Origin of the sequence: Clavibacter vidaverae (genome assembly GCF_047529985.1) — a bacterium.
Lineage (GTDB): Bacteria > Actinomycetota > Actinomycetes > Actinomycetales > Microbacteriaceae > Clavibacter > Clavibacter nebraskensis_A.
The window spans coordinates 1,579,572-1,605,899 of record NZ_JBLJAM010000001.1; the positions used below are offsets into that span (position 1 = coordinate 1,579,572).

Below are 26,328 nucleotides of genomic sequence, written 5' to 3' on the forward strand. Positions count from 1 at the left end.
CCTGGCCGCGCGCGATCCATCCCGGGGCGGGGCCGTCGGGTCGACGTCCTGGCGCAGCCCGCTACGCGATCCCCGCCAGGCCCCAGTAGGCGAAGGCCAGCGCGACGGCGACGACCAGCGCGATCGCGGTGATCCACCGACGGCCGGGTCGCGGTCGCGTGCCCTCGGCGATCACCGCCAGCTTCACCAGGAAGAGGGACGCCACGCCGACCCACCGCGCGACGCCGACCGTGGTCACGCCGAAGAGGGACAGGATCCCGGCGAGGAGCATCCCCAGCGCGAACACCACGGCCGCCGCGATGCACAGCCCGAGGGCCGTGCGGCGACGGGAGTCCGCCGCCGGGGCGAGCTCGCCGATCGGCGTCTCGATCCGGGCGTACCTCTCGCGATGCGCGGCCACGAGCGGCAGCAGCTCGGCCACGTGATCCGGGAGCTGGGGCTCGGGCAGGACGAGGAACGAGGCGATGGCGTCGTCGCGGTGCCCTGACGCCGCGATCATGCGCGCGAGCCGGTCGCGCTCGGGCGCCGTGGTCCAGCCCGGCGTCGCGATGCCCCAGCGGCCCGCCTGGTCCGGCGCTCCGAGCTCGCGGTACCAGCCCGCGAGCGTGAGGCGCGCGACCGCCTCGCGGGGATGGCTCCGCACCCGGTCCACGAGCGACGCGGTCGCCTCCCGCCGCCGTCCCTCGTCCCACATCGCCCGCGCACGGGCGACGGCCTCCGCCTCGCGCATGCGCTCATCGTGGCAGATCGGGAGGGCCGGACACGGCTCAGCGGAGGTCGCGCGCCAGCGCCTCGTCCATCTCCGGCCGTCCGCGCTCGAACCGCCCGACCTCCTCGGCCGCGCTAGATGACCGCCTCGCTCCAGTCGTCCGGGTTGCCGAAGCGGTGGGCCGTGATGCTGATGGCCTGCTCGCGCAGGAACGTGAGCATCTCGACGCGGCCGGCCGCCGTGACCTCGTCGGCGAAGACCGCCACGTCGGGCGTGCCGCGGAGCGCGTCGGACAGGGCCCGCGCCTCCACGAGACGGGAGTCCCGCGCCGCGACGAGCCGGACGCGTTCGGTGGGGATGCCGGATGCGGCGACGCGGGCGAGCCACGCGTCGTCCGTCTCGATGGTCACGTGCACGCTCGGCAGGTCGTCGAGCACCTGGCCGAGGCCGGCCGGCAGGATCCCCGGGACCGACACGTGCATCTCGGCGCGCGCGAGGCGCCCGGCCGCGAGCACGCGGAGCAGGTCGGCGAGCGCGCCCGACTCCGTGAGCCGCACCGTGACGGGCAGCGGCCGGTAGCGGAAGAGGTTGCGCTCGACGCCGAGGCCGCTCGGGTCCTTGACCTGGCCGAACTCGTCGTGCCAGGCGACCGCGTCGCTGAGCGCCGAGCGGCGGACGAGGTCGAAGTCCTCGTAGCGGATGGCGGGCTGCGCCGACTCGATGAGCTCGGTGACCCGCGGCGACAGCCCGCGGAGGTGCAGCGAGCTCGAGTGCCGGCCCTCGTCGGAGACCCAGGAGCCGAGGCCCATGAGGTAGTTCGGGCCGCCGGCCTTGGTGCCGGATCCGACCGAGGAGCGCTTCCAGCCGCCGAACGGCTGGCGCTGCACGATCGCGCCCGTGATCCCGCGGTTCACGTAGAGGTTGCCCGCCTCCACCGTCTCGAGCCACTGCTCGAGCTCGCGCGCGTCGAGGCTGTGCAGGCCCGCGGTGAGGCCGTACGGGATGGCGTTCTGGAAGCGGATGGCCTCCTCGAGGGTCCGCGCGCGCATCACGCCGAGCACGGGCCCGAAGAACTCGGTGAGGTGGAAGTACGACCCCGGCTTCACGCCGTCGCGGACGCCCGGCGACCAGAGGCGGCCGGTCTCGTCCTTGGCCTCGGGCTCGACGAGCCACTTCTCGCCGACGCCGAGCTGCGTGAGCGCGTGCTTGAGCTTGCCCGCGGCGGGCTCGATGATCGGGCCCATCTGCGTGGTCGGGTCCTGCGGGTAGCCCACGCGCAGCGACGACACCGCGTCGGTGAGCTGCGTGAGGAACCGGCGCGACTTCCCGACCGAGCCCACGAGGATCACGAGGCTGGCCGCCGAGCACTTCTGGCCGGCGTGGCCGAACGCGCTCTTCACGACGTCGGCCGCGGCCAGGTCGAGGTCGGCGCTGGGGGTGACGATGATGGCGTTCTTGCCGCTGGTCTCGGCGAGGAGCGGCAGGTCGCTTCTCCAGGAGCGGAAGACCTCGGCGGTCTCGTAGCCGCCCGTGAGGATCACGCGGTCGACCGCCGGGTGCGAGATGAGGTGCTCGCCGAACTCGGCCTCGCCCGCGTCGACCAGCGCGAGCAGCTCGCGCGGCACGCCGGCCTCGCGGAGCGCCTCGACGAGCACGGCGCCCGAGCGGCGGGCCTGCCCGGCGGGCTTGACGACCACGCCGCTGCCGGACGCGAGCGCCGCGAGCATGCTGCCCGCGGGGATCGCGACCGGGAAGTTCCACGGCGGCGCCACGACGGTGACGCGCGACGGCACGAAGCGGGCGCCCTGAACGCGGTCGAGGTCGCGGGCGCGCTCGGCGTAGTAGTGCGCGAAGTCCACGGCCTCGCTGACCTCGGGGTCGGCCTCGGCGATGGTCTTGCCGGTCTCCGACGCCATCACCTCGATGAGGCGCGCGCGGTTGCGCTCGATGGCGACGCCCACGCGGTGCAGGAGGGCGGCGCGCTGGTCGCCGGGGCGGGCGCCCCAGGTCGCGGCGGCCGTGCGGACGCCGTCGATGATGTCGTCCAGCTGGTCGGTGGAGTCGATGCGCGCGGCGTCGATGGTCGCGACGCCGAGCTGCGAGGCGGCGACGCGCGACAGGATCTCGCGGCCCCAGGCGCGGTTCGTCGGCAGCGCCGGATCCGTGTCGGCCGCGTTGTGGAACGACGTGGTGGAGGCGTCCGGGTCGACGAGCGCGTCGGGCGTCAGCAGCGAGCCGCGCGTGAAGCCCTGGACCACGTTCGTGAGCTGCGGGTCGACCTCGTCCTCGGGCTCCTCCGGCGTCTCGGGCTCGGCGAGCGGATCCACATCGTCGAGCTCCGGCGGGAACCGGCGGTCCTGCGTGCGGTTCGGCGCGGGGATCGTGTCGTCCACGGCCCGGAGCGACGAGCGGAACCGCGACTCCTCGCGCGCGAACAGCTCGCTCGACGTGCTCAGCTCGAACACCGCCGACATGAAGTTCTCCTGGCTCGCGTTCTCCTCCAGGCGGCGGATGAGGTACGAGATCGCCACGTCGAACTCGGTCGGGTGCACGACGGGCGTGTAGAGGAGGAGCCCGCCGACCGTGCGCTTCACGGCCTCGGCCTGCCCGGTCGCCATGCCGAGCAGCATCTCGAACTCGATCCGGTCGGTCACGCCGCGCTCCTCCGCGAGCAGCCAGGCGTACGCGACGTCGAAGAGGTTGTGGCCGGCCACGCCGACCTTCACGGCGTCGGCCGCGGCGGGCGTGAGCGCGTGCTCGAGCATGCGCTTGTAGTGCGTGTCGGTCTGCTCCTTGGTGGCCCAGGTGGCGACGGGCCAGTCGTGCATCCGGCCGTCGACCTGCTCCATCGCGAGGTTCGCGCCCTTGACGATGCGCACCTTGATGGGCGCCCCGCCCGCCGCGCGCCGCTCCTGCGCCCATGCGGTGAGCCGCTGGAGACCGGCGAGCGCGTCGGGCAGGTACGCCTGCAGCACGATCCCCGCCTCGAGGTCCTTCAGCTCCGGCTGGTCGAGCACGCGCGTGAACACCTCGATGGTGAGGTCGAGGTCCTTGTACTCCTCCATGTCGAGGTTGATGAACTTGGGCCGCGGCGACGCGAGCGCCAGCTCGTAGAGCGGGGTGAGCCGCTCGACGACCTTCTCGACGGCCTCGTCGAACGCCCACATCGACAGCTGCGAGACGACGCTCGAGACCTTGATGGAGACGTAGTCCACGTCGTCGCGGTCGAGCAGCTCGCGCGTGCCCTCCAGGCGGCGCGCGGCCTCCTTCTCGCCGAGCACGGCCTCGCCGAGCAGGTTGAGGTTGAGGCGGGATCCACCGGCGCGCAGCTTCTCGATGGCGGGCCCGAGCTTGTCGCTCGTGGCGTCGACGATGAGGTGGCCGACCATCTCGCGCAGCACGCGGCGCGCGACGGGCACGACGACCTGCGGGAGGACCGGGCCCAGGATGCCGCCCGCGCGGATCGCGCCCTGCATGTACCAGGGCAGGAAGCCGGGGGTCTTGGCGGTGAGGGCGGCGAGGCTGTTGCCGGCGACGGGCAGGTCCTCCGGGCGGACGACCCGGTCGACGAAGCCGATGGTGAAGTCGAGGCCGTTCTCGTCCTTGAGGACGCCCGCGAGGCGCTCGGCGGACGGGTCGGCCGGGTGCTGGGCGGCCTCGGCGAGCCAGGTGCGGACGAGCGCGACCGACCGGTCAGCGAGCGCGTCCCGGTCCGGGGCGGGGGTCGTGCCGTCGACCGTCGGGACGGCGGCGGTCTCGGGGGCGGATGCGGTCTCGGCGGTCATGCGGGAACCTCTTCGTCTCGGGTGGGCCTCGGCCCCGTCGTCGTCCGCGCGGCGAGCGCGTCCTCCCAGTGTGGGACCATGCTCTCATCGGATGCGCTGAACGTTTCCGATGATCATCGTGCGGCCCTGCCGATGATTCCACGCTCGCCGGAGATCCATGGGAGGCGCACGTGCTCGAGATGCGACGGCTGCGGCTCCTGCGCGAGCTCAAGCTCCGCGGCACCATCGGCGCGGTCGCCGACGCGCTGTCCTTCAGCCCGTCGTCGGTGTCGCAGCAGCTGTCGCAGCTGGAGCGCGAGGCGGGCGTCACGCTGCTGCGCCGCGTGGGCCGGCGGGTGGTGCTCACGCCGCAGGCCGAGATCCTCGTCGAGCACACGACGGCCCTGCTCGAGCGGCTGGAGCGCGCCGAGACCGAGGTGAACGCGTCGCTCGCGAACGTGTCCGGCACCATCCGCATGGCGGCGTTCCAGTCGGCGCTGCTCGCGCTCGTGCCGCCCGCGCTCACGATCCTCCGCGACGACTACCCGGACCTGCGCGTGGAGATCACGATGCGCGAGCCCGAGTCGGGCCTCCACGACGTGTGGGCGCGCGACCACGACCTCGTCATCGCCGAGCAGTACCCGGCGCACGCGGCACCCCGGCCGGCCGACCTCGACCGCGAGGAGCTGTGCGTGGATCCGCTCCGCCTCGGCCTCCCGCCCGGCCGCGACGACGTCCGCTCGATCTCCGACGCGCGCCGCCTGCCGTGGGTGATGGAGCCCGCGGGCACGGCCTCGCGCCACTTCGCCGAGCAGGTGTGCCGGGTCGCGGGCTTCGAGCCGGACGTCCGCTACGTGACCGCCGACCTGCAGGCGCACATCGACCTCGTGCGCGCGGGCCACGCGGCCTCCGTGCTGCCCGACCTCGTGTGGGCGGGCCGCGAGCCCGACGTGCGGCTCATCGGCCTGCCGGGCTCGCCGCGGCGCACGGTCTTCACGTCGTCGCGCGTCGGCAGCCTGGACCGGCCGGGGATCCGCGCCTGCCGTGACGCCCTCGCGCGCGCGGCCGAGACCATGGCCCAGGGCGCGGGCTGAGCCGCGGCGCCCGGACGACGACGGGCCCGGATCCGCATCGGATCCGGGCCCGTCGTCACGGGGAGCGCGCTCAGGCGGCGGGCGGGCCGCCCTCGGGATCGCGCGCGGCGTCCGTCCCGTCCGTCGCGGCGGCGCCGGACGGCTTCCGCCTGCCGGTCACCACGATGAGGACCACCGCGGCCGCCGCGAGCACGACGATGCCGATGCCCACGCCGACGATGACGCCGAGGTAGGGCGCGACGCCCTCCTCCTGGCCGGCGGCGGTGCCCGGATCCGCGGCGGACGAGCCCGGGTCCGCGGATCCCGCCCCGCCGCCCGAGGAGGCCGCCCCGCCCGGCGATGCCGCGGCGCACGCCGGGCCGTCGGGCGTGCCCGCCGACGCGGCAGCCCCGGCGGGCGCCTGGTACGTGAAAGCGATCGAGTCGGAGACCGGGTGCCCGTCGGCCGAGACCACGCGCCACGTCACCCGGTACTCGCCGGATCCGCCCAGCGCGACCGGCACGGACACCGAGCGCCCGGCGTCGGTCGCGCAGCCGGTCTCGTAGTGCGTGCCCTGGCCGTCCGGCCCGGTCACCTGCACGACGGACGAACCGCCGGCGGCAGGTGACGACCCGCCGCCCGCGTCGCCGCCCGCGCCCGCTCCCCCGGCCTTGGCCAGGTCGAGGATCACGTCGTTGAAGGTCAGCGTGACCTCCGACGGCGGCGCGTCGACGGTGGATCCGGCCGCGGGCGAGCTCGACACGAGGTAGTTGTGCGCGGACGCCGACAGCGCGCCGTCCGGGCCGCTCCCCTGCGCCAGCCCGACGAGCGCGACCGCGGCCGTGGCCAGGGAGGCGCCGGCGAGCGCGGCGGCGACCCGCCGGAGCGGTCCCCGTCCCGTCGCCCGGCGCCGACCGTCGCGGGGGCGGATCCGGTCCCCGGGCGTCACGCGCGGTCGCCGGTCTCGCGGCGCACGCGGGTCAGCGCGAAGACCGCGACCACGAGCGAGACCGCGCCGAGGGCGAGGCCGCCCACGCCGAGGCCCACGGCGACCGCGCTGGCCGACGCGCTGGAGTCGGCGGCCGTGGCGACGGTCGCGTCGGCGGCGGGCGTGGTCGTCATGGTCGCGCCCATGGAGTCGGCGGGCGGCGCGTCGTCGACGTAGAGCGTGGGCGCGGGGTGCTCCGGCTCCTCGCCCGAGGCGGGGGTGGCCTCGTCCCAGTCGACGACCGAGCCGTCGGAGTAGCCCTGGTGGGCGGGGAGCATGATGCTGCCGGTCTCCGGCACGGGCCCGACCGAGATCGTGAAGCGCTGGAACTCGCCGGCCTTGAGGCCCACGCCGTCGTCGGCGGTCCACTCGACCTCGATGGGCGCGTCGGTGATGGTCGCGTCGTCCGTCTTCACGGGGGTGTCGAGCTTCTCGGTCGTGACCTTCGCCGTCCAGCCGGGCACGGGCTCGGTGGAGAGGCTGGAGAACGGGGTGTCCTTCGGCAGGTCGACCGTGACGCTCGTGGTGGTCGCGGTGGCCGACTCGGTGGGGACCTTGAACGTCAGCGTGCTGTAGCTGCCGGCGGACGCGGTGTCGGGCGAGACCCGGACGTGCGCGGAGGCCGCGAGCGGCACGGCGACGGCGAGCGCGACGCCGCCGACGAGCGCGGTGGCCGAGCGGAGGATCCGGCGGCTGCGGGGAGCGGAGGTGGTTGAGCGGGTCATGGCAGGTCCTGTTCCGGGCCGCGCGCGGCGGCCCCGGGAGCGGACGCGGCGGTGCCGGCGTCCGGAGGGAGGAGAGGAGAAGAGGAGCGGTGGATGCGCGGGCATCCACCGCGGCGCGACCGCGAGCGCGGTCGCGCAGGGGCGAGCCGCGGATCCGGCAGGCGGATCAGGCGGCGGCGAGGGCGAGGCGGAGGGCGGTCGCGCGCGGCGGACCGCGGTGCCGCAGCCGGCCGATCCGGGCGCGGAGGTCGCGCAGCGGTCGGGGCGCGCGGTGGGCCCGGACGAGCGCGGTGCCGCGCCGCTCGGGCCGGAGGAACGGGATCGCGAGGGCGAGCACCACGCGGAGGGAGGAGGCCGCGACGAGCGCGCGGAGCGCCGCCTCGCCGTGCCGGAGCGCGAGCACGGTGACGACGAGCGCCGCCCCGTGCGACAGGAGCATGCCGGCCTCGAGCGCGCCGGGCGCGCCGGGCGCGCCGGCGGCCGGGTCGAGGCCCGGGACGTCGAGCGGGAGGGCGCCGTGCCCGGCCATGCCCGCGTGCGGATCCGCCGCGACGGCCGCACCCGACGCGTCGCCCGCCGCGGTGAACAGCCCGTGGAACAGCAGCTGGCTGATCGCGACCGCGGCGGTCAGCCGCCACAGGGCGGTCCGCGGCCCGGCGAGCGCGATGGCCGCGAGCGAGGCGAGCGCGAGCCCGAAGGCCACGACGCCCCACGACGGAGCGGCCCCGCCACCGGCCTCGTGGAACAGCGCGGCGACGAACGTGGCGGTGGTGGATGCGGCGAGCCCCCGGATCACGCGCTGGACGCGCGGGGCGATCGGGGACGGGGCAGGCATCGAGGGAAGTGTAGATGAGCGGGCCGGGAGGACGCGGCGACGGCGGGGGTGCCCGCCGTCGCCGCGCCGGTCCGTCCTACTGCGGCGGGTGCGCCGGGTCGAAGACCTTGGTGGTCGGGATGTCGGCGTACGCGCCGAGCCCCCCGTCGCCGTAGCCCCGGTCGAGCTTCGAGGTGTCGCCCGTGATGTCGAGCTTCACGGTCGGCCCGAGCGTCCCGCCGCGGCGGAAGGACTCCTTCGAGCCGACGGCGTCGATGAACGACTCCACCAGCCCGCCCGGGAGGATGTAGCTCGAGTACGCCTGGAACGCGCCCGGCGTCTGGTTGTAGTCGGGCGCGTACGCGGTGCCGCCCGCGTAGTTGAGGTTCGTCGGGTTGCCGAGCACGAGGCCGGATCCGCCGTTCATGGGCTTGTAGTCGCTGCGGAGGCCGTTGCCCACGAAGCCGTAGACGCCCTCGGGGCCGTCGATGCCCTTCGCGAAGGTCGACCGGTGGCTGATGGTGAACAGGTAGTGCTTGCCGTCCTGGATCATCACCTCGGGCCGCTCGGTCTGGTCGGTGACGCAGGCCGCCTCGAGCAGCGGATCGAGGTAGTGCCACTTCGTGAGGTCGGCGTCGTCCGCGACCGCGAGGCCGATGGACGCCATCTGGTAGTTCGCGCCCGAGGCGGTCACCTCCTTCGGGTCCTCCGCGGCCGGATCGCCCTTCCGGTAGCCGAGGTCGGTCGCGTCGCACTGCTGCTCGCCGCGCTTCCCGGCCACGTTGGCCTCGAACACCATGTAGGTCTTCCCCGGGTGGTCCGGATCCGTGAACGTGTACGGGTCGCGGAAGTTGACGCCCGCGTTCTGCTGGTTCGTCTGGTACCTCTGCCCGTCGGGGCGCAGGAGCGGGGTCACCGTCTCGAAGCCCTTCAGCGCGACGGCGCCGTCGGTCTTCTCGATGCGGCCCTGGCTGAGCGAGATGACCGGGTCGGCCGCCTTCACGTCCTGCCCCTTCGCGTCGCGGTAGAAGGCCACGTCGGTGAAGAACAGCTTGATCGTGCCGTCCGGCATGATCCGCGTGGATCCCGACCACTCGGCCTGCTGCGAGAACGACTGGTCGGGGAAGACCCCGTCCGTCACGCCGTCCTCGAACACGTTGCCCTGGTAGGTCCAGCCGCCGTTCTCGGGCCGCTGCTCCGCCGGGATCCCGGTGGGCCTGGTGAAGTAGCCGATCTTCGCGGCCGTGTGCCGGTCGTCGAAGGACAGCGTGCGCGGGGCCGTGAGCGCGAAGATCACGTCGTAGCCGTCGACGCTGTAGGTCTGGCCCGACGAGTCGGTCAGCGGCCACGTGTCCCACACGTAGGCCTTGTCGGTCATGGACGGGAAGTCCTGCGGCACCTGCGGCATGGTGAGCGCCTCGGGCATGGAGTTCTGCCGGGGCGCCGCGGTCGGGTCGGACAGCTTCGCGATCTGCTTCGCGTCGGCCCGGGTCCAGTGGGCCGTGAAGTCGTCCTCCGGCGCGTACGCCTTCTGGGTGTGGACGGTGGGCCGCGGCGGGGTCGAGCCCGCGGCCTGGGCGGATCCGCCGGCGAGCAGCGCGGACGCCACCACCAGGGTCGCCGCAGCGGACGCGGACAGCCCGCGCCTGATTCTCTTGGTCACCTGTTCTCACTCTCGTTCTCGTATCGATGAGACCGATCGCGTCGCGCGGTGCACGCTCCCCCGGTCGGCGAGCATAGGGGGTCGACGGCCTCGCCCGTGCCCCCTCTCGGGGTCGTCGACGGATCCCGGGCGTGTCCCCCGAACGGGGTGGACGCGAGGCCGTCGAGCCGATACCGTCGCTCATCGGTCGTGCGGCGGTGCATGCTCTCCCGCTCCGCTCCGCCACCCGTCTGCCCCCCGATCGCCAGCGCGAGGAGCTCGACGAACATGACCGCATCCCCACCGCGCCCGGAGATACCGGCGCTCGTCCCCCGGCTCGCGGAGCGCCTCCGGCCGTTCCTCCGACGACACCGGCGCGCCCTCTTCACGATCGTCGCGATCCTCCTGGTCGCCGCGCTCGTCATCACCGTGCGCGGCCTCGCCGGCGGCGGACCCGGCCCCGTCACGCCGCCGCCGCCCGCGCCCCGCGCCGCCGACGACGGGATCCACATCCGGCCGGCCGGCGAGTTCATGAACGACCCGCAGCGCCCCTTCCAGCTCGACGGCGTCTGGCACGCCTACGCGCTCGTGAACGCCGACCACCCGGGCGGCAACGGATCCTCGTGGCGGCACTACACGTCGCCCGACATGGTCACGTGGCACGACGAGGGCGTCGCGATCGACAAGTACGACACCCCGCTCGGCGACGCCGAGACCGGCAGCGTCGTCGTCGACACGGCGAACACGTCGGGGCTCGGCGCCGGCACGGTCGTCGCGATGCTCACGCAGCAGTCCGACGGCGTGCAGCGCCAGTCCCTCTACTACTCCACCGACGGCGGCTACCGGTTCCGGCCGTACGCGGGCAACCCCGTGCTCGACAACCCGGGCGGCCCCGACTTCCGCGACCCCAAGGTCGTGTGGGACGGCGCGCACGGACGGTGGAGCATGGCGCTCGCGGAGGGCCGGCGCATCGGCTTCTACACGTCGCCCGACCTCATCCACTGGACGTACGCCTCCGACTTCGGGCGCGACGACCTCGGCACGCTGGAGACCCCGGACGTGTTCCCGATCGCGAGCGCGGAGGATCCCGGCCGCGTCCGCTGGGTCCTCGGCGCGAGCGCGAACGGCACCGAGCAGGGCCGCGGTACGGGCTACGCCTACTGGGTCGGCGACTTCGACGGCGAGCGCTTCACGGCCGACGACGACGCCCCGCGCTGGCTCGACCAGGGCAGCGACTTCTACGCGGGCGTGACCTGGGCGGATCCGGCCGACGGCGACGCGCCCACCCGCCGCTACGCGATGGGCTGGACGAGCAGCTGGGACTACGCGGGGCGGCTCCCCCTGCGCGACGGCGGCGCGGGCGGCGGCCAGTCGCTGGTCCGCGAGGTCCGGCTGGTGCCGGACGGCGACGGCTGGGCGCTGCGGTCGTCCGCGCTCGACGCGCTCGACGGCCGCGAGGGCGAGGCGCGGCCCCTCGCCGACGCCCGCGTCGCCGCGTCGACGCCGCTCGCCGACGGACCGGCGGGGCCCTCGCGCCTCCGCCTCACGCTCACGCCCGACCCGGCGGATCCCGCGCGCGAGACCCGCGTGCGGCTCGCGTCCCCCGAGGGCGGCTCCGTGACGGTGGGCTACGACCGGATGCGGCGGCAGGCCTTCGTGGTCCGCGACGACGACCCGGACGGGATCATGCCGGACGCCTACGACCGGCCGTCGACGGCGCCGCTGCCGAACACGGCACCCGAGGATCCCGTGACGCTCGACCTGGTCTTCGACGACCGCACGGTGGAGGTCTTCGTCGACGGCGACCGCGCGGTGCTCACGACGGCGACGGTCGGGTCGCTGGGCGGCGCGGCCCTCTCCGCGGAGGCCGTGGACGGCACGACGCGCGTCACCGACGCGAGCTGGACGCCCTTCGACGCCGCCCGCTGACGACCCGCGCCGCCGCGGTCGGGCGGCCCGCCCGTCCGCGTCGCGGTCAGCCCGCGGCGACGAGCTCGACGTTGATGTCGTCCGGGTCCTGCACGGAGAGGATCGACATGCCGGTCGGGAAGTCGATGACCTCGCCGTGGACGATGCCGCGCTCCTCCAGGAGCGCCGCCGCGCGGACGAGGTCGTCGCGCGAGCCGACCTGCAGGCTCACGTGGTCGAGGCCGCGCGACGCCGGGTCGAACGCGGCGCCGCCGTCCGCGAGGGGGCGCAGGCCGAGGAGCTGCGAGCCGACGCCGTAGATGACGCCGCCGAAGTACTGCGCGGGATCCCGCAGCACGGCGGGGTCGCTCGGGTCGCCCTCGCTCTCGATCGCCGGGGTGAGGCCGAGCACGCCCTCGTAGAAGGCGCGCGAGCGGGCCAGGTCGGAGACGGAGATGCGCACGTGGTGCACGCCCGTGATGCTGTCGAGGGGAGCGGTGGTCGCGTCGGTGTCGGTCATGGTCCGACGCTAGGACGGTCGGCGTCGCCCGTCGCGGGCGGGTTCGTTCTCCGACCACGGCTCCTGGCGCGGGATCAGTCGTGCAGGTCGATGCCCCAGGTGCCGGACCACTCGGATCCGGGCGCCAGCGTGATGAGGCCGTCGCCCGAGTTGAACGCGTCGGCCGGCGCCGTCATCGGCTCGACCGCGACCGCCCACACGTGGCCGTCGACCACCGGGTACCACGGCGTCACGAAGACCTGCCAGTACGTGAACTCGCCGTCCGCCCAGATCTCGGTGCGGCGGCCGTCGGGCGCCTGCACGCCGTGGCGCGTGACGCCGTCGACCACGCGGGCGTCGGCCCACGCGTCGTCGAGCTGCGCGTCGCGCACGCGGACGCCGCCGCGCAGGTCGAAGCGGGTGCCCTCGACCGGGGTCTGGGTGCCCGTGGGGTTGAGGCGGACCGGATCCACCTCGATGTGGATGGGCGCGTCGATGACGACCTCGAGGTCCTCGGTGGGCACGTCGCCCACGCGGAGGAAGGGGTGCGTGCCGACGGCGACGGGCGCGTCCGCGTCGCCGACGTTGCGGATCCCGTGCGTCACGCGCACGCCGGAGCCCGTGAGCTCGTAGCGCACGGTCGTCTCGAGGGCGAAGGGGTAGCCGCGCTGCGGGTGGACGTCGGCGGCGAGCGTCACGGAGACGTCGTCGCGCTCGACGAGGCGGTACGGCGCGTTCTCGAGGAGGCCGTGGATCGCGTTCTCGCGGTCGACCTCGGTGATGTCGAGCTGGTGCACGACGTCGCCCTGCTGCCAGATGCCGTCGCGGATCCGGTTGGGCCAGGGCGCGAGCACGATGCCGCTGCAGAAGGGGGGCCGTGCCTGGTCCGGGTAGGACTGGACGAGGTCGGTGGCGTCCACCTGGAGCACGCGGAGCGCGGCGCCGACCTCCGCGATCACCATGCGCTGGGTGCGGCCGTCCACCTCCGCGATGAGCTCGTGCTGCTGGCCGGTGGGGAGGCGGGGGATGTACGACACGTCTTCGGGCACGCGCCGAGCCTATCCATACCGCCCCCTGTGGCGCCTCCCAGGGGCACGGCCGCGGCGCTCCCTAGGATCGTGCCCATGGCCCGGCATGAGAACGAGAAGGTACGCGCGATCCGCGAGAAGGCACGCATCGAGAGGGCCCTCGACGACAGGCGCCGCAAGCGCCGCCGGCTCATCACCCAGTTCTCCGTCGCGGGCGGGCTCGTCATCGTCATCGCGGCCATCGCCGGCGGCGTCTACCTCCTCGGCCAGTCGCAGGCCGCGAGCGCCGCGGGCCCCGCCGCCGACGCGACCGCGCCGCTCTCCACGGGCGACCAGGTGCGCGTCGCCTCCGAGCCCACGGGCGTGAGCGTCGGGGCGGCCGACGCCCCGGTCACCATGGACGTCTTCGAGGACTACTCGTGCCCCCACTGCGCGCAGTACGAGGCCGAGACCGGCCCGCTGCTCGACCGGATCGCCGCCACCGGCCAGGTGCGCATCGTCTACCACCCCATCCAGATCGTCACGAAGTACGGGCAGGTCGCGGGCAGCGCCGCCGCGTGCGTCCTCGCCGAGGAGCCCGACAAGTGGCCGGCCGTGCACTCCGCCCTGTTCGACAACCACTCCACCGTCACCGACTCGTGGACCCACGCCGACTTCGTCACGTGGCTCACGACCGAGGGCGTCTCCTCCGACGCGGCGCGCACCTGCGTCGCCGAGGGCAAGTACTCGTCGTGGATCACGAACAACACCTCGGACGCGACCTCGGCGGGCGTCACGGGCACCCCGACGCTGCGGATCCAGGGCGACATCGTGAAGACGGTCGCCGGCCAGGACCTCGTCGATGCGCTGAAGACGGCGGGCGCGCAGCTCCCCGACGGCATCGCGGCCGACAGCTGATCCGACGGATGCAGGACCACTGCCCGGCTCAGTGCCCGCGGTGGTCCTGCACCGTCATGCGCGGCCCGAACCGCGGCTTGCGGAAGCCGCTCGCCTCGATGAGCCGCATCACCCGCTGACGGTGGCCGCGCCACGGCTCGAGGAGCTCGAGCATCCCGTCGTCGTCGACCGCGTGGCCGACGAGCGCCCACCCGACGGTGTCGTGCACGTGGTAGTCGCCGACGCTCACGGAGTCCGGATCCCCGTGGGCGCGCTGCGTGGTCTCCGCCGCCGTCCAGATCCCGACGCCCGGGATCGAGCGCAGGCGCCGGGTGATCTCGTCGCTCCCCCGGCCGAGCGCGAGCGTGCGCTCGAGGCCCGCCGCCGAGGTCGCGACGGCGATGAGGGTGCGCGACCGCTTCGGGTCGACGCCCGCGCGGTGCCACTCCCACGACGGGATCAGCCGCCAGCGCTCCGGTGAGGGCAGCACGCGCATGCCGATCGGCACGGGCCCGGGCGCCGGGTCGCCGTGCGCGAGGATCAGCTGCCGCCACGCCCGCCGGGCCTCGAGACCGGTGACCTTCTGCTCGAGCACCGCGGAGGCCATGGCCTCGAAGACGTGGTTCGTGCGCATCAGCCGGAGCGCGGGCAGGCGGCGGTGCGCGTCGCGGAGGAGCGGGTGCGCCGAGACGTCGAGGTCGGACCAGTCGTCGCCCTCGCCGAGCAGCTCGGGCACCCCGTCGATCGCCCATTCGGCGCCGGGGCCCCAGGCGCGCGCGTCGACGCCGCCGTCCGCCCGCGGATCCAGCCGGAGCGACGCGGGGCCGAGCGGCGTGCGCGCGGTGCGCCAGACGCCGACGCGGCGCGAGCCGGGCGGGGCGGGATCCCAGCGGCAGGTCGGATCCACGACGCCGCGGAACAGCGGACGGAGCACCAGCCGCAGATCGACCTCGCGGTCGGGGAGGTAGGTCGTCCGCGCGTCGGGCGCCGTCACCTCCGCGCCGCCTCGTCCATCCCCTCAGGGTACGGACGGCCACCGACCGCCGGATCCGCGTCAGCCGCCGACCGCGTCGCGGACCGCCGCGGCCGTGCCGTCCACCACGAGGTCGGCGCGCCCACGCGTGCCCTCGATGAGGACCGCGTTGGCGCCGTCGACCTCCCGCGCCCACGCCGCCGCCGCGTCGAGGTCGCGGCCGCCGGCCGTGTGCCGGTCGACCAGGCGCGAGAAGCGCGCGTCGGCCGGGGTCGCGCAGAACCACGCCTCGTCGAGCTCGGCGCGGAGCTGCCCCCACGGGTCCTCGTCGACGAGCAGGTAGTTGCCCTCGAGCACGACGAGCCGGACGCCGGGATCCACCGCGATCGCGCCGGCCACCCCCTCGTCGACGGCCCGGTCGAAGGACGGCGCGTAGACCGCGTGGTCCGTCTCGGCGCGGATCCGGCGCACGAGCGCGAGCACGCCCCACCCGTCGAAGGTGTCGACGGCGCCCTTGCGGTCGTGCCGGCCGAGCCGGTCGAGCGTCGCGTTGGCCAGGTGGAAGCCGTCCATGGGCACGTGCACGGCGGTGCCCGCGCCCGCCATCGCGTCGACCCGCGCGACCAGCGCCCGCGCGAGCGTCGTCTTGCCGGCGCCGGGGCTGCCCGCGATGGCGAGGATCGCGCGGCGGCCGCCCTGCACGAGGCCGAGGGCGCGTCGCGCGAGGCGATCGAGGTCGGCGGCGGGGCGGGATCCGGGGTGCGGGCGCGCGCCCGGCTCGATGTCCATCCGTCCAGTCTCGCGGGACCGTGCCCCATGATGGACCTGTGCGCATCGGAATCCTCACCTCAGGCGGAGACTGCCCCGGACTCAACGCGGTGATCCGCGGGGCGGTGCTCAAGGGAACGACCATCCACAAGCAGGAGTTCGTGGGCTTCCGCGACGGCTGGCGGGGCGTCGTCGACGGCGACGTCATGCCGCTCGCGCGCCGCGACATCCAGGGCATCGGCAAGCAGGGCGGCACGATCCTCGGCACCAGCCGCACGAACCCGTTCGAGGGCGACGGCGGCGTGGAGCGGATCCAGGAGAACCTCGACCGCCTCGGCATCGACGCGATCCTCGCCATCGGCGGCGAGGGCACGCTCGCGGCCGCCAAGCGCCTCACCGACGCGGGGCTGAAGATCGTCGGCGTCCCCAAGACCGTCGACAACGACCTCGACGCCACCGACTACACGTTCGGCTTCGACACGGCGGTGCAGATCGCGACCGACGCCATGGACCGCCTCCGCACCACGGGCGACTCGCACAGCCGCTGCATGGTGGCCGAGGTCATGGGCCGCCACGTCGGCTGGATCGCGCTGCACTCCGGCATGGCCGCGGGCGCGCACGCGATCCTCATCCCCGAGCAGAAGACGAGCATGGACGAGATCATCGCGTGGGTGCGCTCGGCCTACGACCGCGGGCGCGCGCCGCTCGTCGTCGTGGCGGAGGGCTTCATCCCCGAGCACGCCTCCGACGCGCACGGCGAGCGCGGGCTCGACGCCTTCGGCCGCCCGCGGCTCGGCGGCATCGGCGAGCAGATCGCGCCCATCATCGAGGAGCGCACGGGCATCGAGACGCGCGCCACGACCCTCGGCCACATCCAGCGCGGCGGCACCCCGTCGTCGTACGACCGCGTGCTCGCGACGCGCCTCGGCCTCGCCGCGGTCGACAGCGTGCGCGACGGCCACTGGGGCCGCATGGTCGCGCTCCGCGGCACCGACATCGTGCACGTGGGCTTCGAGGAGGCGCTCGGCCGCCTCAAGACCGTGCCGCAGCACCGCTACGACGAGGCCGCGATCCTCTTCGGCTGACCCGGTCGGCTCCCGCCGCTCGCGACGCCCGACCGCCCGGGCGTAGCGTGACGGCATGACGTACCGCGCGCTCGTGGCCGAGCAGACCGTCGCCGACGACGGCACGAAGGGCATCGAGGTCGCGCTGCGCGACCTCCCCGACGAGCAGGCGACGGGCGGCGCGGCCGGCCCGGGCGACGGCGAGGTCCTCCTCGACGTCCTCTTCTCCAGCGTCAACTACAAGGACGGCATGCTGCTCGGCGGACGCCCCGGGATCGCGCGCACGAGCCCGCTCGTGGCCGGCATCGACGCGGTCGGCACAGTGGCAGCGAGCGGATCCGCCGCCTTCTCGCCCGGCGACCTGGTGGTCCTCAACGGCGCCGGCCTCGGCGAGAGCCGCGACGGCGGGCTGGCGGAGCGCGTGCGCGTGCCGGCCGACGCGCTCGTGCGCGTCCCCGACGGGATCTCCGCGGCGCGCGCCGCCGCCATCGGCACCGCGGGCTTCACGGCGATGCTCTCGGTGCTCGCGCTGGAGCGCGGCGGCGTCGCGCCCGGATCCGGCGACGTGCTCGTCACGGGCGCGGGCGGCGGGGTCGGATCCGTCGCGGTCGCGGTCCTCGCCCGCCTCGGCCACCGCGTGGTCGCCTCCACCGGCCGCGTCGACGAGCTCGGCGACCGGCTGCGCGCGCTCGGCGCGGCCGAGGTGATCGACCGCTCCGAGCTCGGCGAACCGGGCAGGCCGCTGCAGAGCATCCGCTGGGCGGGCGCCGTCGACAGCGTCGGCAGCGCGACCCTCGTCAACGTCCTCGCGCAGACCCGGTGGGGCGGCGTCGTCACCGCGGCCGGGCTCGCGCAGGGGCCCGACCTGCCGGGCACCGTGCTCCCCTTCATCCTCCGCGCGGTCACGCTCGCGGGCATCAACTCCGTCGAGGCGCCCGCCGGGCTCCGCCGCGAGGCGTGGGCGCGCCTCGCGACCGACCTCGATCCCGCGCTGCTCGACTCCATCACCACGACCGTGCCGCTGGCGGGGGCGATCGCGGCGGGCGAGCGGATCCTCGCGGGCGCCTCGAGCGGACGCGTCGTGGTGGACATCCGCGCCTGAGGCTCGCCGTCGCTCCGTCCGCCGCCGCGTCACCCCGCGCGGGGGCCCTGCCGCGCTAGCCTGGGCGCGACGCGGCACGCTGCCGCCGGAGCGAGGGATCATGACCGCAGTAGCCGCCACCGGAACCATCTTCGTCGGACTCGCGGCCCTGCTGCACGTGTTCTTCTTCCTCCTGGAGAGCGTCTGGTTCGAGAAGCCCTTCGCCTGGAAGCGCTTCGGCGTGGCCGACCAGGAGAAGGCCCTCATCATCAAGCCGTGGGCCTACAACCAGGGCTTCTACAACCTGTTCCTCGCGCTCGGCGCCGGCCTCGGCCTGATCCTCTACTTCGTCGGCAACGTCCCCGCCGGCCTCACGCTCGTGCTGTTCACCACGGCGTGCATGGTGCTGGCGTCGATCATCATCGCGAGCACGGGCAAGAAGTACCTCATCCCCGCGCTCGTCCAGGGCGTGCCGCCGCTGCTCGGCCTCGTCTTCTTCGCCGCCGCCTCCTGAGATCTCGCCGACGGTCGGCCTCACACGGTCCCCGGGCCTTCCGCCCGGCCGGCTGATGAGGTTAGGCTCACCTACATCATGACCGTCGTATCCCTCACCGAGGCCCTCCGCGACCGCGCACGACCGCGCGCCGAGGCCCAGGACGCGGACGAGTTCATGACCGCGCTCGTCACCGGTCGCGGCTGCCGCGACGACTACGTCGCGCTCGTCGCCCAGCACTACTTCGTCTACCGCGCCATCGAGGCGGCGACCGAGCGCATGGCGGCGGATCCCGTCGCCGCGCGCTTCATCAGCCCCCGCCTCACGCGCCTCCCGGCCATCGAGGCCGACCTCGACTTCCTCGTGGGACCGGACTGGCGCGACGTCGTCCGCCCGCTCGCGAGCACGGCCGCGTACGTCGAGCGGATCGAGCAGGTCGCCTCGGTGTGGGTCGGCGGCTTCGTCGCGCACCACTACACGCGCTACCTCGGCGACCTGTCGGGCGGCCGCCTGCTGCGCTCCCTCCTGCAGCGCCAGTTCGGCTTCGACACCAACGGCGTCGGCCTGTACCTGTTCGCCGAGATCGCGGAGCCCCGCCGCTTCTGCAGCACGTACCGCGAGGCGCTCGATCAGGTGCCGTGGGACGACGACGAGCGGGCCCGCGTGGTCGCCGAGGTCGAGAACGCGTACCGGCTCACGACCGACGTGTTCGCCGAGCTCGCGCGCGGACGCGCCACGGCTCCCCTGCGCCGCGCCTGATCCGCCGGCCGGATGTCCGGTGCCGGGCATAGGCTCCGGCCATGGACGGCTACGACCTCGACTTCCTGCCCATCCCGCTCCCGCTGCCCGAGGCCCCGGCCGACGCCCGGCCCGTGCGGCTCGACTACCTGCACTTCACCGTGCTCATGGACACCGGCCGCCGGCTCGCCGCCCTCACGGCCGTGAACATCGACGGCGCGCGCCTCGTCGACGTGGAGCGCTCCGACGGCTGGCACCTGGATCCGCGCCTCCCGGCCGACCAGCAGTGCGGCCCCGAGCTGTACGCGCGCAACGACATCGACCGCGGGCATCTCGTGCGGCGGCGGGATCCGGTGTGGGGCGAGATCGCGGAGGCGGCCCGCGCGAGCGCCGACACCTTCGTCTACACGAACGCGGCCCCGCAGGCGGCGGAGTTCAACCAGTCCAAGGAGCTGTGGCTCGGGCTCGAGGACTACGTGCTCGACAACGCCGACCTCGGCGACCGGCGCATGACGGTCTTCACCGGCCCCGTCTTCTCGGCCGACGACCCCGTGTACCGCGGGGTCCGGATCCCGCTGATGTTCTGGAAGATCGCGGCATGGGTGTCCGGTGACGAGCTCGCGGCCACCGGGTACCTGCTCGACCAGGCGCCGGAGCTCGGCGACCTCGACCGGACGTCGGCGACCGCGGACGCGCCCGAGCTCGGGCCGTACCGCACCTACCAGGTGGCGGTGGCGGAGATCGGCGCGCTCACGGGCTTCGACGTGGCGCAGCTCGCCGCGGCCGACCGGCTCGGCGTGCCCGCGACCGCGCGCACCGGGACGCCCGAGGACGGCCGCGACGGCTGGGTCGAGCTGGAGCGGTTCGCGGCGATCACGCTCTGACGCGCTACGCCGGCGGGGTCGCCGCGGCGGCCGCGCGGGCGGCGGCCGGGAGGGCGCGGATCACGCGGTCGAGCGAGGCCTCGTCCATGGCGGCCGAGACGAACCACGCCTCGAAGACCGACGGCGGCAGGCTGACGCCCTGGTCGAGCATGGAGTGGAAGAAGGCCGGGTAGCGCCAGGTCTCCTGCGCCTGCACGGTGGCGTAGTCGGTGATCCCGTGCTCGGGCGGCGTGCCGAACGTGAAGCTGAAGAGGCTCCCCGCGCGCTGCACCGAGTAGGCGAGGCCGGCGCGGTCGAACGCGAGCTCGACGGCGTAGATGAGGATGTCGGCCGCGATGTCGAGAGCGCGGTACACGTCGGCGTCGGCGAGGCGCAGGGTCGTGAGGCCCGCGGCGACCGCGACCGGGTTCCCGGAGAGCGTGCCCGCCTGGTAGACGGGGCCGAGGGGCGCGAGGTGGTCCATCACGTCGGCCCGGCCGCCGAGCGCGGCGACGGGGAGGCCGCCGCCGATGACCTTGCCGTACGTGACGAGGTCGGGGGTCCAGGCGTCGGGGTGGTCGGCCGCGAGGCCGGCGTTGTCGAGGCCCCAGTAGCCGGCCGGGTGCACGCGGAAGCCCGTGAGCACCTCGTCGGAGATGAGGAGGGATCCGTTGTCCTGGGCGATGCGCGCGAGCTCGGCGGTGAAGCCGGGCAGCGGCGGCACGACGCCCATGTTCGCGGCGGCGGCCTCGGTGATGACGGCGGCGATGCGCGGGCCGTGCTCGGCGAAGACGGCGCGCACGGCGCCGAGGTCGTTGTACGGCACCACGATCGTCTGCGCGGCGATGGCCTCGGGGATGCCCGCGGAGCCCGGCAGCGCGAGCGTCGCGACGCCCGAGCCCGCCTCCGCGAGGAGGCTGTCGGAGTGGCCGTGGTAGTGGCCGGCGAACTTCACGAGCAGGTCGCGGCCCGTGAACCCGCGGGCGAGGCGGATCGCGGTCATGGTGGCCTCGGTGCCGGTGGACACGAGGCGGAGCTTCTCGACGGGGCGGCGGTCCGCGGATCCGTCGACGCCCGCGACGCGCACGCGCTCGGTGACGAGCTCGGCGAGCTCCGTCTCGGCGGGCGTGGTGGCGCCGAAGCCGAGGCCGAGGGCGGCGGCGTCCTGCACGGCACGCACGACCTCGGGACGGGCGTGGCCGAGGATCGCGGGGCCCCACGAGTTGACGAGGTCGACGTACTCGACGCCGTCCGCGTCGGTCACGTACGGGCCGGCGGCCTTCACCATCATGCGGGGCGTGCCGCCGACGGAGCCGAAGGCCCGGACGGGCGAGTTCACGCCGCCGGGGATGACGTCGCGTGCGCGGTCGAAGAGGTCCTGGGAGTGGGTCACGGTGAGTCCTTCGGTGCCGGGCGCCGATGCGCTCGGATGCTGCGGGCCGGACGCGGGTCCGGCGGGGGCGGGTGGGTCAGCGGCGGGCGAGGCGCTCGGCGAGCTCGACGGCCCAGTAGGTGAGGATCGCGTCGGCGCCGGCCCGCTTGATGCCGAGGACGCTCTCCTCGATGGCGCGCTCGCGGTCGATCCAGCCGTTCTGCGCGGCGGCCTCGATCATGGCGTACTCGCCGGAGATCTGGTACGCCCAGACGGGCACGCTGCTGGTCGCGGCGACGTCGGCGAGGATGTCGAGGTAGCTCATGGCGGGCTTCACCATGACGATGTCGGCGCCCTCCTCGATGTCGAGCTCGACCTCGCGCAGGGCCTCGCGGCGGTTGCCGTTGTCCATCTGGTAGGTGCGGCGGTCGCCCTGGAGCTGCGAGTCCACGGCCTCGCGGAACGGGCCGTAGAAGGCGCTCGCGTACTTGGCGGCGTAGGCGAGGATCGCGACGTCGTGGTGCCCGGCGTCGTCGAGGGCCTCGCGCACGGCGGCGACCTGGCCGTCCATCATGCCGCTGAGGCCGAGGAGGTGGGAGCCCGCCTCCGCCTGGGAGAGGCCCATCGCGCGGTAGCGCTCGAGCGAGCGGTCGTTGTCGACCACGCCGTGCGCGTCGAGCACGCCGCAGTGGCCGTGGTCGGTGAACTCGTCGAGGCACAGGTCGGTCTGGACGACGAGCGCGTCGCCGACCTCCTCGACGGCCACGCGCGTGGCGACGTTGAGGATGCCCTCGGGGTCGCTCGCGCCGGAGCCGTCCGCGTCGCGGACCTCGGGGACGCCGAACAGCATCACACCGCCGATGCCCGCTTCGGCCGCCTCCACGAGCGCGCGGCGCAGGCTGTCGAGCGAGTGCTGGGACACGCCCGGCATCGACGTGATGGGCGACGCCTCGGTCAGGCCCTCGCGCACGAACATCGGCAGCACGAGGTCGGCCGCGTGCAGGCGCGTCTCGGCGGTGAGCCGGCGCATGGCCGGCGAGGTGCGGAGGCGGCGCGGGCGGTAGTACGGGGAGGTCATTCGGTGGTGCTCCGATCGAGGAGGTCGGCGAGGCCGGGGAGGCCTCCCGTGTCGGGACGCGGCTCCTCGTGACGGGCGATCTCGACGAGGGACTGGATGAGGGCCGCGGCCGAGCGCTCCGACGCGACCACGTCGACGCGGACGCCGGAGCGGCGCGCGTCCTTCGCGGTGCGCGGGCCGATGCACGCGATGAGGACGCCGTCGGGCACGTCGCCGAGCTGCTGGTGCACCTGCTCCGCGACGCTGCCGGACGTGACGAGGATGGCGCGGACGCGGCCCGAGGCGACGTCCTCGCGGATCCGGTCGCTGACGGGCACGCCCACCGTGCGGTACGCGACGACCGAGCGGACGTCGTGGCCGCGCGCGATGAGCCCGTCGGTCAGCGTGGGCTTCGCGATCTCGGACCGGAGCGTCAGGACGCGGCGGCGCGGGGATCCGGCGGCCATCTCCGTCCACTCCTCGAGGAGCGCGGTGGCCGACGAGTCGATGGACGGCACGAAGTCGACCGTGTAGCCGGCCGCGACGAGCGCCGCGGCCGTGGTCTCGCCGACCGCCGCGATGCGCGTGCCCGCGGGCACGACGGCACGGTGCGACGCGAGCACGTCCACCGTGGTGGCGCTCGTGACGGTGAGCCAGTCGAAGGATCCCGCGGCGAGGTCGGCGAGGGCCGACTCAAGCGCCTGCGCGTCCTGCGTGGCGGCGAAGTTGATCATGGGCGCGACCACGGGCGTGGCGCCCTGCGCGCGGAGGTCGTAGGCGACGCCGTCGCCCCACGGCCCGCCGCGGGGCACGAGCACGCGCCAGCCCTTCAGGGGCTTCTGGTCGGTCGAGGTCATCGGGTCCCTCCCAGCGGCGCGAGATCGGCCGCTCCGGCATCGAGGAGCTCCTGGGACACGGGTCCCGAGAGCGTGGAGGCGCGAGCGCCCAGCTGGTCGAGGTCCAGCCCCGAGGTGTCGAGCTCGTGGCTCGCCGCCATGCGCTGGGATCCGTCGGGCCGGTAGACCACGGCGGTGAGGGCGAGGCGCGCGCTCGTGACGGTCGCCCACGCGCCGATCGGCGCGGCGCATCCGGCCTCGAGCGCGGCGAGCACGCCGCGCTCGGCGAGCACGGCCGCGTGCGTGAACGGGTCGTCGACGGCCTCGACCGCGCGGCCGACCACGGAGTGCGTCTCGGCGTCCTCCGTGCGGATCTCGAGCGCGAGCGCGCCCTGCCCGGGGGCCGTCGGCCAGCGGTCGAGCTCGAGGTGCTCGGTCGCGGCGTCGATGCGGTCGATGCGCTCGAGGCCGGCGGCGGCGAGGATCACGGCGTCGAGGTCGCCCGCGGTCACCCGGGAGAGCCGGGTGTCGATGTTGCCGCGGATGTCGACGACGTCGAGGTCAGGCCGCTCGGCGAGGATCTGCGCGCGGCGGCGCGGGGATCCGGTGCCGATGCGGGCGCCGCGCGGCAGGGTCGCCAGCGTGAGGCCGTCGCGCGCGCAGAGCACGTCACGGGGATCCTCGCGCGCCGGCACCGACGCGACCGTGAGGCCCTCGTACGGCGCGGTCGGCAGGTCCTTGAGCGAGTGGACCACGAGGTCGCAGTCCCCGCGCAGGAGCGACTCCCGCAGCGCGCTCGCGAAGACGCCCGTGCCGCCGAGGCTCGCCAGCGACTCGCGCGACGTGTCGCCGTGCGTGGTCACGGGCACGAGCTCGACCTCGAGTCCCGACGCGCCGGTGATCTCCGCGGCGATCGCCCGCGTCTGGGCCAGGGCGAGCGCGCTCCCCCTGGTCCCGATGCGGAGCGTGCCGCGCGTGTCCGGCGTCGTGGGACCGTCCGTCACGGTGCGAGCCCGGACACGGCGGGCTTGAAGCCCAGGCGCACGTTCTCGCAGCAGCCGGGTCGGCAGACGTCGTACCAGGGTCCGAGGTCGGTCATGTGGGGGCGGTCGGCCGCCTTCACGCCGTCGCGGCGCTCCAGCACGAGGTCGATGAGGCCGTCGACGTACGCGGCGTGCACGCCCGGCGTGGGCACGCGCACCGAGTACAGGCCGTTCTCCTGCGCGGACTCGGTGGCCTCGTTGTCGAGGTCCCACTTGACCTCCATGTGGTCGCTCACGAAGCCGAGCGGCACGATCACGACGGCGCGGCGGCCCTGCGCGGGCAGCTCGCCGATGGCGTCGTTCACGTCGGGCTCGAGCCACGGCATGGAGGGCGGGCCGGAGCGCGACTGGTAGACGAGCTGCCACGGCACGTCCTGGTCGATGCCGAGCTCCTCCTTGACCTCGTGCATGACGACCTCGGCGACGGCCAGGTGCTGCGCCGCGTAGGCGCCGTCCTGGTCGAAGCCGCGCTCGGCGGGGCCGGACTTGGACGCGTCCGACGACGGGATGGAGTGCGTGGAGAACAGGATCTCGACGTCGGTCGCGAGGTCGACGGGCGCGCCCTCGGCCTCGAAGTGGGCGACCACGTCGCGGATCCCGTCGCGCGTGCCCTCGATGAAGGGCGTGACGAAGCCGGGGTGGTCGAAGAACTGGCGCACCTTGTCGATGCGGACGACGCCCTGCAGGCTCGTGTCCTCGAGCGCGTCCGCGAAGTCCTCGCGGTACTGGCGGCAGGAGGAGTACGAGCTGTACGCGCTCGTGGCGACGGCGATGAGCTGGCGGTAGCCCTTCTCCTCGGCCTCGCGCAGCGCGTCGTTGAGGTACGGGCCCCAGTTGCGGTTGCCCCACAGGACGGGCAGGTCGATCCCGCGCTCGGCGAGGCGCGCCTCGAGGGCGGCCTTCAGCTCCCGGTTCTGCTCGTTGATGGGGCTGATGCCGCCGAACGCGCGGTAGTGGTGGGCGACCTCCTCGAGGCGCTCCTCGGGGATCCCGCGGCCGCTCGTGACGTTGCGGAGGAACGGGATGACGTCGTCCTGGCCCTCGGGGCCGCCGAAGGAGGCGAGCAGGATCGCGTCGTACGCGACGGGCTCCTCGACGTGCGGCGGGCCCATCTTCGCGGCCTCGCTCGCGGCGGAGACGAGGGCGCCGGGCGCCCGCGGGGCGTCGGTGGCGGGGGCGGGCTTGCGACCCAGGTTCACTGCGGCCATTACTGGAGTACCTCCACGAGCTCGGCGGTGGTGATGCGGCGGCCCGTGTAGAACGGGACCTCCTCGCGCACGTGACGGCGCGCGTCGGTGTTGCGCAGGTCGCGCATCATGTCGACCAGGTCGACCAGCTCGTTCGACTCGAGCGGGAGGATCCACTCGTAGTCGCCGAGGCCGAACGACGAGACCGTGTTGGCGATCACGCTGCGGAAGGCCGCGCCCTGGCGGCCGTGCTGGGCGAGCATGCGCCCGCGCTCCTCGGGCGGCAGCAGGTACCACTCGTAGGAGCGGACGAAGGGGTAGACGCAGAGCCAGTCGCGCGGCTCGACGCCCCGGAGGAAGCCGGGCACGTGGCTGCGGTTGAACTCGGCGTCGCGGTGGACGCCCGCGGCGCTCCACGACGGGATGAGCGCGCGGATGAGGCGCGCGCGGCGGATCTCGCGGAAGGCCCACTGGAGGGTCTCCATCTGCGGGCCGTGGATCCAGACCATGAGGTCGGCGTCGGCGCGCATGCCCGAGACGTCGTAGAAGCCGCGGACGGTCACGCCCTCGGCCTCGACGATGTGGACGATGCCGTCGAGCTCGTCGACCGCGCCCGGCACCTCGCGACCGTCGAGGTCGTCGGGGCGGGCGGGATCGCGGCGGAGCACGGCCCAGAGGGCGTAGCCGCTGGGGGATGCCTCGGGGGTCGACCCGTCGTCAGGACGGGCCTCTCCGGGGGACTCGATCGGGGGGACCTGAGATGCCGCCGACTCGGCAGCCGGGATGCTCATGATCTCCATGGTACGTCTCGCGGACACCCCGCCCCG

At 74.4% G+C, this 26,328-nt stretch carries 24 protein-coding genes; 8 read left to right on the plus strand and 16 right to left on the minus strand.

Features of this window, described 5'->3' with window-relative positions:
* Positions 1–61: 61 nt before the first annotated feature.
* Together ACMT9T_RS07285 and ACMT9T_RS07290 are read right to left on the minus strand one after the other, a co-directional pair.
* Positions 62–730 carry a hypothetical protein gene (locus tag ACMT9T_RS07285; protein ID WP_414744919.1) on the minus strand — a complete coding sequence of 223 codons (669 nt, stop codon included), beginning with the start codon at positions 728–730 and terminating at the stop codon, positions 62–64.
* A gap of 113 nt (positions 731–843) precedes the next feature.
* The gene (locus tag ACMT9T_RS07290) at positions 844–4,494 is read right to left on the minus strand and encodes a proline dehydrogenase family protein (protein ID WP_414744920.1); all 3,651 of its coding nucleotides are present in this window, start codon (positions 4,492–4,494) and stop codon (positions 844–846) included.
* Between the two features lie 170 nt (positions 4,495–4,664).
* Here ACMT9T_RS07290 and ACMT9T_RS07295 point away from each other — a divergent pair, with 170 nt between their 5' ends.
* Complete coding sequence (locus ACMT9T_RS07295) at positions 4,665–5,567, plus strand: LysR substrate-binding domain-containing protein (RefSeq protein ID WP_116053167.1); 903 nt, start codon at positions 4,665–4,667, stop codon at positions 5,565–5,567.
* 70 nt (positions 5,568–5,637) lie between these two features.
* On the opposite strand, the gene ACMT9T_RS07300 is transcribed toward ACMT9T_RS07295, so the two are convergent.
* The 4 genes from ACMT9T_RS07300 to ACMT9T_RS07315 all read right to left on the minus strand — a co-directional run bounded on the left by ACMT9T_RS07300 (position 5,638) and on the right by ACMT9T_RS07315 (position 9,736).
* Positions 5,638–6,495 carry a copper resistance CopC family protein gene (locus ACMT9T_RS07300; protein WP_414744921.1) on the minus strand — a complete coding sequence of 286 codons (858 nt, stop codon included), beginning with the start codon at positions 6,493–6,495 and terminating at the stop codon, positions 5,638–5,640.
* Entirely contained in the window at positions 6,492–7,259 is a 768-nt protein-coding gene (locus ACMT9T_RS07305; protein ID WP_414744922.1) for a YcnI family copper-binding membrane protein, read from the minus strand. Before ACMT9T_RS07305 ends, ACMT9T_RS07300 begins: the two co-directional genes overlap by 4 nt.
* A 166-nt stretch (positions 7,260–7,425) precedes the next feature.
* On the minus strand, positions 7,426–8,094 hold the full coding sequence (locus tag ACMT9T_RS07310; protein WP_414744923.1) for a hypothetical protein: 669 nt from the start codon (positions 8,092–8,094) through the stop codon (positions 7,426–7,428).
* 76 nt (positions 8,095–8,170) lie between these two features.
* Positions 8,171–9,736 (minus strand): glycoside hydrolase family 68 protein, encoded by a 1,566-nt coding sequence (locus ACMT9T_RS07315; protein WP_414744924.1) that lies wholly within the window; start codon positions 9,734–9,736, stop codon positions 8,171–8,173.
* A 267-nt stretch (positions 9,737–10,003) separates the two neighbouring features.
* Here ACMT9T_RS07315 and ACMT9T_RS07320 point away from each other — a divergent pair, with 267 nt between their 5' ends.
* Positions 10,004–11,644, plus strand: coding sequence for a glycoside hydrolase family 32 protein (locus ACMT9T_RS07320; RefSeq protein ID WP_414744925.1), 1,641 nt, complete (start codon positions 10,004–10,006; stop codon positions 11,642–11,644).
* A 46-nt stretch (positions 11,645–11,690) separates the two neighbouring features.
* Here the strand turns inward: ACMT9T_RS07320 and ACMT9T_RS07325 are convergent, their stop codons facing one another.
* Entirely contained in the window at positions 11,691–12,143 is a 453-nt protein-coding gene (locus ACMT9T_RS07325; protein WP_414744926.1) for a VOC family protein, read from the minus strand.
* Positions 12,144–12,217: 74 nt separating this feature from the next.
* Entirely contained in the window at positions 12,218–13,171 is a 954-nt protein-coding gene (locus tag ACMT9T_RS07330; protein ID WP_414744927.1) for an aldose 1-epimerase family protein, read from the minus strand.
* Positions 13,172–13,246: 75 nt separating this feature from the next.
* On the opposite strand from ACMT9T_RS07330, the gene ACMT9T_RS07335 reads away from it, so the two are divergent.
* Positions 13,247–14,047: a DsbA family protein gene (locus tag ACMT9T_RS07335; RefSeq protein WP_414744928.1), complete on the plus strand. Its 801-nt coding sequence runs from the start codon at positions 13,247–13,249 to the stop codon at positions 14,045–14,047.
* A 28-nt stretch (positions 14,048–14,075) separates the two neighbouring features.
* Here the strand turns inward: ACMT9T_RS07335 and ACMT9T_RS07340 are convergent, their stop codons facing one another.
* Together ACMT9T_RS07340 and ACMT9T_RS07345 are read right to left on the minus strand one after the other, a co-directional pair.
* Positions 14,076–15,020: a DNA-3-methyladenine glycosylase family protein gene (locus ACMT9T_RS07340; protein WP_414744929.1), complete on the minus strand. Its 945-nt coding sequence runs from the start codon at positions 15,018–15,020 to the stop codon at positions 14,076–14,078.
* Between the two features lie 60 nt (positions 15,021–15,080).
* Positions 15,081–15,788, minus strand: a complete 708-nt coding sequence (locus ACMT9T_RS07345) for a nucleoside/nucleotide kinase family protein (RefSeq protein WP_414744930.1) — start codon at positions 15,786–15,788, stop codon at positions 15,081–15,083.
* Positions 15,789–15,826: 38 nt separating this feature from the next.
* Here ACMT9T_RS07345 and ACMT9T_RS07350 point away from each other — a divergent pair, with 38 nt between their 5' ends.
* The 5 genes from ACMT9T_RS07350 (at position 15,827) to ACMT9T_RS07370 (ending at position 20,027) form a co-directional block, all read left to right on the plus strand.
* Positions 15,827–16,852: a 6-phosphofructokinase gene (locus tag ACMT9T_RS07350; RefSeq protein WP_414744931.1), complete on the plus strand. Its 1,026-nt coding sequence runs from the start codon at positions 15,827–15,829 to the stop codon at positions 16,850–16,852.
* A gap of 55 nt (positions 16,853–16,907) precedes the next feature.
* The gene (locus ACMT9T_RS07355; RefSeq protein ID WP_414744932.1) at positions 16,908–17,933 is read left to right on the plus strand and encodes an MDR family oxidoreductase; all 1,026 of its coding nucleotides are present in this window, start codon (positions 16,908–16,910) and stop codon (positions 17,931–17,933) included.
* Positions 17,934–18,033: 100 nt separating this feature from the next.
* On the plus strand, positions 18,034–18,426 hold the full coding sequence (locus ACMT9T_RS07360) for a DUF1304 domain-containing protein (protein WP_063072406.1): 393 nt from the start codon (positions 18,034–18,036) through the stop codon (positions 18,424–18,426).
* Between the two features lie 78 nt (positions 18,427–18,504).
* A complete protein-coding gene (locus ACMT9T_RS07365) occupies positions 18,505–19,164 on the plus strand; it encodes a biliverdin-producing heme oxygenase (RefSeq protein ID WP_414744933.1) in 660 nt (219 codons plus the stop codon).
* Positions 19,165–19,205: 41 nt separating this feature from the next.
* A complete protein-coding gene (locus tag ACMT9T_RS07370; protein WP_414744934.1) occupies positions 19,206–20,027 on the plus strand; it encodes a DNA/RNA non-specific endonuclease in 822 nt (273 codons plus the stop codon).
* A 4-nt stretch (positions 20,028–20,031) separates the two neighbouring features.
* On the opposite strand, the gene hemL is transcribed toward ACMT9T_RS07370, so the two are convergent.
* The 6 genes from hemL to hemQ all read right to left on the minus strand — a co-directional run bounded on the left by hemL (position 20,032) and on the right by hemQ (position 26,292).
* Positions 20,032–21,399: a glutamate-1-semialdehyde 2,1-aminomutase gene (gene hemL, locus ACMT9T_RS07375; RefSeq protein ID WP_414744935.1), complete on the minus strand. Its 1,368-nt coding sequence runs from the start codon at positions 21,397–21,399 to the stop codon at positions 20,032–20,034.
* Between the two features lie 76 nt (positions 21,400–21,475).
* Entirely contained in the window at positions 21,476–22,456 is a 981-nt protein-coding gene (gene hemB, locus ACMT9T_RS07380; RefSeq protein WP_414744936.1) for a porphobilinogen synthase, read from the minus strand.
* On the minus strand, positions 22,453–23,292 hold the full coding sequence (locus ACMT9T_RS07385; RefSeq protein ID WP_414744937.1) for a uroporphyrinogen-III synthase: 840 nt from the start codon (positions 23,290–23,292) through the stop codon (positions 22,453–22,455). Before ACMT9T_RS07385 ends, hemB begins: the two co-directional genes overlap by 4 nt.
* The gene (gene hemC / locus ACMT9T_RS07390) at positions 23,289–24,275 is read right to left on the minus strand and encodes a hydroxymethylbilane synthase (RefSeq protein ID WP_116053211.1); all 987 of its coding nucleotides are present in this window, start codon (positions 24,273–24,275) and stop codon (positions 23,289–23,291) included. The genes ACMT9T_RS07385 and hemC overlap by 4 nt, the downstream gene beginning before the upstream one ends.
* Positions 24,272–25,522: a ferrochelatase gene (locus ACMT9T_RS07395; RefSeq protein WP_414744938.1), complete on the minus strand. Its 1,251-nt coding sequence runs from the start codon at positions 25,520–25,522 to the stop codon at positions 24,272–24,274. The genes hemC and ACMT9T_RS07395 overlap by 4 nt, the downstream gene beginning before the upstream one ends.
* Positions 25,522–26,292 (minus strand): hydrogen peroxide-dependent heme synthase, encoded by a 771-nt coding sequence (hemQ, locus tag ACMT9T_RS07400; protein WP_414744939.1) that lies wholly within the window; start codon positions 26,290–26,292, stop codon positions 25,522–25,524. Before hemQ ends, ACMT9T_RS07395 begins: the two co-directional genes overlap by 1 nt.
* Positions 26,293–26,328: the final 36 nt, after the last annotated feature.